The organism is Microbacterium sp., from assembly GCF_036277215.1.
Classification (GTDB): Bacteria; Actinomycetota; Actinomycetes; order Actinomycetales; family Microbacteriaceae; genus Microbacterium.
In genome coordinates this window covers 1-6,692 of record NZ_DASUNI010000227.1, presented here as the reverse complement: position 1 = coordinate 6,692, position 6,692 = coordinate 1, and the positions used below count along the sequence as shown (strand labels likewise).

Here is a 6,692-nt window from a genome sequence, read left to right as displayed (position 1 = left end):
GACCGGCGAGTACAGCGCGCAGGCGAGGCGATTGGCGGCGAGGATGTCGTGCCGGCCGTTGCGCACCCACGCCGGCGCGTCAGAGATCGCGTCCAGCACCTGGTGAACGGCGGGCCGCACCGTCGGCTTCGCCCTCGTGCTCCGCCTGATGCCCGGACCAGATGTGCGGGCGAGGTCGTGCAGGTACTGGCGCTCCGCGTCGTCGAGCTGCAGCGTGTTCGCGATCGCATCCAGCACGCTGTCGGAAGCACCGGCCAGATTGCCGCGCTCCAGGCGCACGTAGTAATCCACCGACACGCCCGCCAGCATCGCCACCTCTTCGCGTCGCAGCCCCGCGACGCGTCGGTTGCCGCCGTATGCGGGCAGGCCCGCCTGGTCCGGCGTGATGCGGGCGCGCCGGCTGCTCAAAAACTCCCGGACTTCGGCGCGGATGTCGGCCATGGAACAACGCTACGACTCATCCCGCGCCGAGCGGGAGGCCCTGCCAGTGCCTGGCTGCCTGTGCGTCGACGGGCCGACGCGCACAGTCCGGCAACGTCACTCGTCGCGCTGCGGCAGCTCGCCGTGGGGTACGAGGTACTGTCGCTGCAGCCACTCGCCGAATCCGCGGACTTCCAGGTACTTCTGTATCTCGTCGCGCGCGACCACAGGATCGTGCGCCGCGTAGGAGGCGAACACTGCCAGCTTGCGGTCGAGGACGTCGGGATCGAGGTTCGCGGGGCGCTCCGCGGCAAGGTATCCGATCGCGTACTGAACCACCCCGGCGTCGATGGGTCCGGCGTCGACCGCCTCGGCGACGATTCGACCGACACTCTGGTGATCGGGATGATCGCCGCTCGCAACGGAAAGAGCTCCCGGGTGGTGGGTGATCACCTTCGTCGCGCGGGATGCCAGCACGAGCTCCGTCACGGTGCTCCGCAGAAGCTCGAGAGTCACCTCCTGCCCGGTGTCCAGGGTGGACATGGACGACAGCTCGCCGGTCAGCAACCGCCGCAGGCTCTGCCGTCCCGTCGCCTCGTATCCCGCCCCACCCAAGCCGCCATCGGGCAGCCGCAGGAACGTCAGCGACACACGGTCGTCCGCATCCGGACGGGTGACGGTCACCGTCACGCCGTTGTCGAGGACCACGGAGCGGTCCGACCAGGGGCCGGACGCGCCGCGCATGTTGTCGTATGCGGCACGGATGCCGCGCTCCCTGCCGTCCATGTACGGCGACAGGCCCTTGCCGGCATCGCCGGCGGTGAAGAAGAAGCTCCGCGTGCGGTGCCCGCTGTCGAGGGCGTGCATGACCGTCGGATTGGCGAAGATGAGGTCGTCGTCATAGTGCGCCCAGAATGTCGCGACGGTTTCGATCAGACGTTCCCCACTCCCAGTCGACTCCGCCGGCACGATCTCAGCGTCTCATGTGAAAGTCGAAACGATGCGCATACGGCGTGTCGGGGATGAAGTGATCCGCTCCCACCGGCGGGAAGACCTCTCGGCTGAAGCGCTTGTCGAGGAGGTCGTCCAATCCCGGGACGCGGCGACCCTCCATGTCATTCCAGCCCACGACGAGCCACCCGCCGGGTCGCATCACATCGGCGATCTCGTCCAGGGCTTTGCCGACATCCTTCGGGTCGTTCAGCCCCCAGCCGATCACTCCATTGCACAGGATCAGATCGAACGTGCCGGGTTCGAACTTGTCGGTGAGGTGCGTCGCCGAGAGCGTGTGGTGGTTCGGACCCGCAATGCGCTGCTTCTCGGGATCGACGTCGATCGTCCAGTAGTCCACACCAGCGAACAGCCGCGGGTACGAGCGGGTGTACCACGCGACGCCGATGTCCAGAACGTGACGGATCTCGTTGCCGGCGAGGAATCCGGGAACGATGACGTCCTCGAGGAACACCCGATCCGGGGTCGCGAGCCGCCAGCGACCGTTCTTCCATCGCATCTTGCTCCGGAGCCGCAAGCTACGGGGCACCAGCCTTTTCAGATTGTGCGGGGACATGACCCAATTCAAGGTTTCGGTGCGAGTTCGGTTGTTGGCGATTATGCCGTAGGCGCCGGGCGACCGCGACCGCCGGCGTCCGGCGGGTCGCAGGACGCCGCAGTCGACGCGAGCGTGTCGGGCGCGGAGATGCGGGTAGCGTGAACCCGTGATCTGGGATGCCGCAAGCACCGTCGTGGGCGTGGCGATCGTGATCTATGGGCTGTCCGACATCTTCCTCACGCTTGTCCATCCGCACGCGCGGGGTCGGCTGACTCGCGCGATCGTGGCGGGAATATGGAGCGTCACCTCCCGCTTCGGTCGGCGCGCCCGGGCGGCATCCGGTCCGCTCGCGGCGATCAGCGTCGTCCTCGCGTGGGCGGCGATCCAGGCGATCGGCTGGGGGTTCATCTACCTCCCGCACGTGCCCGACGGGTTCCTCTACTCCGACGGGATGGATCCTGCTCGCTATCCTGACGTGCTCGAGGCTCTGTACTTCTCGCTGGTGTCGCTGTCCACACTCGGCTTCGGCGAAGTCGTGCCGACCGACCCGTTCGTCCGCATGCTCTCGCCTCTGCAGGCGGTGACCGGTTTCGCGCTCCTGACCGGCGGGGCGACCTGGCTCCTTCAGCTCTTCCCGACGCTCGCTCGACGGCGCTCGACCGCCCTGTACCTGACCCTCCTCGGCCGGGCGCGGTACGCCGAGCAGCTCAGCACGCTCGATCCGGTCGCCCCCTCCGGTGTGCTGCACACCGTGGCGCAGCAGCTCGCGAGCGTGCGCGTCGACCTCAGCCAGAGTCCCGAGTCGTACTACTTCCGCGAGGGTGAAGCGCCGACCTCGCTGGGACACGCCCTGCCGGTCGCCCAGGCGCTCGCCGAAGCGGCGCTCCGGTCACCGCACGCCGACCTCCGCATCGCGGGGTCGATCCTGGACGATGCGCTCGAAGACCTGGGGGAGTGCCTGCGCGACAACTTCGGCGCAGCCGGCGAGTCACGCGCCGACGTGATGCAGTCGTTCGCCCGTGATCACTCGTGACCGCCTCGCTTCGGCAGGCAGCGCATCGCGCCGAAGGGCGCGGTAGCACCTGGGCGAGGGCCAGGCAAGGGCTCTGGACCGTCGGAAACCGGAAGGCAGGCTGAGGGCATGGCGAGTGAGCACGCATCTTCCGAGTTCGTCGCCGAACAGGCGCCCGGGTCGGAGTCGGCAGGAGCCGAACCGCCGAGCGCTGTGCGGGTGAGCGTCATCGTTCCGGTCTTCCGCCCGGGGGACGGCTTCGACGACCTCTTGGATTCGCTCGACCGCCAGTCGTTGCCGCCGCGCGAGTTCGAGGTCCTCCTGTGCGACGACGGCTCGGGCGAGCCGACGGGCGATCGCCTGCAGCGGGCAGCCCGAGCTCGCACCAATGTGCGGGTGCTGACCCTGCCGCACACCGGCTGGCCGGGCACGCCCCGAAACCACGGTGTCGACGCCGCGCAGGGAAAGTACGTGTTCTTCGCCGATCAGGACGACCGGCTCTTCCCCGAGGCGCTGCGGCACCTATCCGATTACGCGGACCGCTACTCGTCCGATGTGGTGATCGGCAAGGTCGTCGGGGTCGGGCGAAAGATCCCGCGCCAGATCTTCCGCCGCGACATCCCGAGCGCGAAACTGGGAGAAGACCCGCTCCTGGAACTGCTGACCCCGCACAAGCTGTTCCGCACGTCCTTCCTGCGCCAGCACGGCATCCGCTTTCCGGATGGGCGCGTGCGGCTGGAGGATCACCTCTTCGTGATGCAGGCCTATTTCAAGGCGAGGACGATCTCGATTCTTGCGGGCCAACCCTGCTACGCATGGTAGAAGAACGAGGGCAGTGCGAGCTCGTCGCGCATCGATCCGGTCACCTACTTCCCCCACCTGGAGAGCGTGCTCGACATCGTCGAGGCCAATACCGAACCGGGCCGGCTGCGCGACACGCTCCTGCGGCACTGGTACCGAGGAAAGATCCTGAAGCGACTCGACGCGGGACGGGTTGCGCGCTACCCCGACGAGTATCTGCAGCGCTTCCTCGACGTCGTCACACCGATCGTGCAGCAGCGATTCGGTCCCGGAGTGGACGACGGCCTGCCCTTCCCCCTGCGGGTCCGCTCCGCGCTCCTGCGCACCGACCGTCGCGATGACCTGCTGCGCTTCGCCCAGTTCGAAGCCGACCTCGAATGCCGCGCCGAGGTGGCATCGGCCAACTGGACGCGCACCGGAAAGCTCGAACTCACGGTCCGCTTCCGGGTCGTCCGCGACGGCGAGGACGCCCTCGTCTTCGAGCGGCCCGGTACCCAGGCGTCGCCCGCGACCGGCGCAGCGACGAAGGGCGCAAGGCCCGCCGTCTGGATGCCACCCGAGCCGCTGGGGCGCGAGCTCCTTCCGCCGGAGGTCCTCGATGCGAGTCGAGACCTCGGCCGAGACCGGGTCGACCTCCTGCTGCGCGACGAGGCGAGCGGTGCGCAGCGCCGCATCGCGGGTCGCGTGCCGCAATCCGCGACACGCGCGACCCTCACTCTCGACCCGCTCCGCATCTTCAGCCGGCGCGACTCTGCCTCGGGCGGTCAGCTGATGGCGCGCATCCGTCATGCGGGGTGGACGTTCGAGACGGCGCTTCGAGCGGACCAGGCGACCTTGGGCTCGATGAGCCGATCACCTCTCCTCGCTGGACGCAGACTCGAGCTGGTCCGCCGAAGCGACGGCACGGTCGAGCTGCGCCGGGACGGACGCGATCGCAGTCTCAGGGACACCGTCGCTCGTGCGACCCGGCGGGCTGGTCGGCTCGCGCGCCGGGTCATCCAGCGGGTGCGTCGACCCCTTCAGCGCGGCACCTCGAATACCAGGTAGCGAGGCGGGGGGATGGCCGCGCCGTTCGCCTCGGCATCCGTTGTTCCCGCTCTACCAACGTTCGTTTGTACAAACGGATGTTTGTGCTTTACGATCTGAGCGTGACCACAGCTTCCGCGCCCGTCCTCGACGATGCCTTTCACGCGCTCGCCGACGGCAACCGGCGTGTGATCCTCGCCGCAATCCGGCAAGGTCGCCGTCCGGTGGGAGAGATCGCGAGCGAACTCGGCCTGTCGCAGCAGGTGGTGTCGCATCACCTCAAGGTTCTCAGGCGAGCGGGTCTGGTCACGAGTACCCAGTCGGGCACTCGGCATCTGTACGCGGTGCGGGTGGAGGGGCTGGCCGTCGGCAAGGCGTTCTTCGACGACTTCTGGCCAGAACGGCTCACCCTGCTGAAGCGCGCGATCGAGCAAGCGGAGGAGGTGACGGATGGCTGAGCATCGATCGTCGATCGACATCGCAGCCACGCCCGAGACGGTGTTCCGCTACCTGGTCACGGATGCCGGCATCATCGCGTGGATGGGCGACTGGGCCCGCGTGGAGCCCGTGCCCGGTGGAGCATTCGCGGTGAACATCGCCGGGTACGGTGCCCGCGGCACGTTCCTCGAGATCGACCCTCCGCGCCGAGTCACCGTGTCGTGGGGATTCGAGGGAAGCGAGACCCTTCCGCCGGGCAGTTCCACCGTGTCGTTCGAGCTCAGCCCGACGCGGGCCGGCACGCGCCTCGAGGTCGTGCACACCGATCTGCCGGAGGGCGACGTGCCCGGCCACGTCGAAGGGTGGGATCACTTCCTGCCCCGCCTGGCAGTGGCGGCGTCGGGCGGCACCCCGACGCCCGACACCTGGAAGCCGAAAACGTGAGTACGGAAAGGATGCAATCGAGATGACGACTACTGATGCCCTCGCGGTCGTGGAGGGGTACCACGAGGCGTGGACGAGCGGTGATGTCGACCGCGCGATGGCGTTCGTCGCTGAATCCGTGGCCTGCTACGCGCCTGACCCGGAGGTGACCACGAAGGACCAGTGGCGCGCCTACCTTTCCGGCTTCGTCCCGATGCTGACCGGCGCCCCCGAGCTGACACGGATGTCGGAAGGGAACCGGGTGTCGTTGTGGTACTTCCCGCAGACCGAGGTCACCACGACCACGCTCGCGAACGAGCTGTTCACGGTCGAAGACGGCCGGATCGTCGAGATCCGCCTGGCCTTCGATCGCCTCGGCTACCTGCCGCGACCGGACGGGCCGGAATGAGTCCGCGAGTCCCGGACGACGAGACTCGCGCGTTGCTGGATCGGATCGAGCGGCGGCTTCCGGACCGCCCCGTTCGCGAGGTGTCGATGTTCGGGGCCATCGCCGTGATGGTCGACGACTCCATGGTCGTGGCCGTGAACAAGGACCGGAGCCTGCTCGTGCGTGTGGACGCCTCAGACGACGCGGAGCTGGGCGCGCGGCCGGAGGCGTCGCGCGCAGAGATGGGTGCCGGGCGTTCGATGGGACCCGGTTGGCTGCGGGTGAGCGGAGGAGCGATCACCGAGGACGCCGCTCTCGACTTCTGGATGCACGCGGCGCTTCAGCGCCTCGATCGCTCGACATCGATCAAGCGAACGCGCTGAGGTCACCCCGGCAGTCGATCGGCCACCCGGCGCCTCCCGGTCACGCCACTCCTCGGGCACCTCGTGGGTCACGATGAAGCTCGGGATGCCCATCGGGTCGTCGCCCCCCCACGCTTCGGCGTCGTCGAAGGTGACGCGACCGGTCACGTTCGCGCCGAGTTCGAACGCGTCCCGCACGATCGGAGCGCTCGCCTCGTCCACGTGGAACGTGAGCTCACTGTTGGGCATCCGGACCGCGACGTCGCCTCCCTC

General features: G+C 68.4%; 10 protein-coding genes. 7 read left to right on the top strand and 3 right to left on the bottom strand.

Going from position 1 to position 6,692, the window contains the following annotated elements; translation table 11 throughout:
- The 3 genes from VFX99_RS11485 to VFX99_RS11475 form a co-directional block, all read right to left on the bottom strand.
- The coding region (locus tag VFX99_RS11485) for a helix-turn-helix domain-containing protein (RefSeq protein WP_329666428.1) at positions 1-441 on the bottom strand (441 nt) is incomplete at its 3' end.
- A gap of 96 nt (positions 442-537) precedes the next feature.
- Positions 538-1,389, bottom strand: coding sequence for a PIG-L family deacetylase (locus VFX99_RS11480; protein WP_329666427.1), 852 nt, complete (start codon positions 1,387-1,389; stop codon positions 538-540).
- Between the two features lie 4 nt (positions 1,390-1,393).
- Positions 1,394-1,930, bottom strand: a complete 537-nt coding sequence (locus VFX99_RS11475) for a methyltransferase domain-containing protein (protein ID WP_329666426.1) — start codon at positions 1,928-1,930, stop codon at positions 1,394-1,396.
- A gap of 205 nt (positions 1,931-2,135) precedes the next feature.
- Here VFX99_RS11475 and VFX99_RS11470 point away from each other — a divergent pair, with 205 nt between their 5' ends.
- From VFX99_RS11470 to VFX99_RS11440, 7 genes are all read left to right on the top strand, one after another.
- The gene (locus tag VFX99_RS11470; protein ID WP_329666425.1) at positions 2,136-3,002 is read left to right on the top strand and encodes a potassium channel family protein; all 867 of its coding nucleotides are present in this window, start codon (positions 2,136-2,138) and stop codon (positions 3,000-3,002) included.
- 108 nt (positions 3,003-3,110) lie between these two features.
- Positions 3,111-3,803: a glycosyltransferase family A protein gene (locus VFX99_RS11465; RefSeq protein WP_329666424.1), complete on the top strand. Its 693-nt coding sequence runs from the start codon at positions 3,111-3,113 to the stop codon at positions 3,801-3,803.
- 30 nt (positions 3,804-3,833) lie between these two features.
- Entirely contained in the window at positions 3,834-4,829 is a 996-nt protein-coding gene (locus tag VFX99_RS11460) for a hypothetical protein (protein WP_414684367.1), read from the top strand.
- Between the two features lie 101 nt (positions 4,830-4,930).
- On the top strand, positions 4,931-5,266 hold the full coding sequence (locus VFX99_RS11455; protein ID WP_329666422.1) for a metalloregulator ArsR/SmtB family transcription factor: 336 nt from the start codon (positions 4,931-4,933) through the stop codon (positions 5,264-5,266).
- Positions 5,259-5,690 (top strand): SRPBCC domain-containing protein, encoded by a 432-nt coding sequence (locus VFX99_RS11450; RefSeq protein ID WP_329666421.1) that lies wholly within the window; start codon positions 5,259-5,261, stop codon positions 5,688-5,690. The genes VFX99_RS11455 and VFX99_RS11450 overlap by 8 nt, the downstream gene beginning before the upstream one ends.
- A gap of 22 nt (positions 5,691-5,712) precedes the next feature.
- Entirely contained in the window at positions 5,713-6,078 is a 366-nt protein-coding gene (locus VFX99_RS11445) for a nuclear transport factor 2 family protein (RefSeq protein ID WP_329666420.1), read from the top strand.
- 32 nt (positions 6,079-6,110) lie between these two features.
- Complete coding sequence (locus tag VFX99_RS11440) at positions 6,111-6,440, top strand: TfoX/Sxy family protein (protein WP_329666419.1); 330 nt, start codon at positions 6,111-6,113, stop codon at positions 6,438-6,440.
- Positions 6,441-6,692 lie beyond the last annotated feature (252 nt).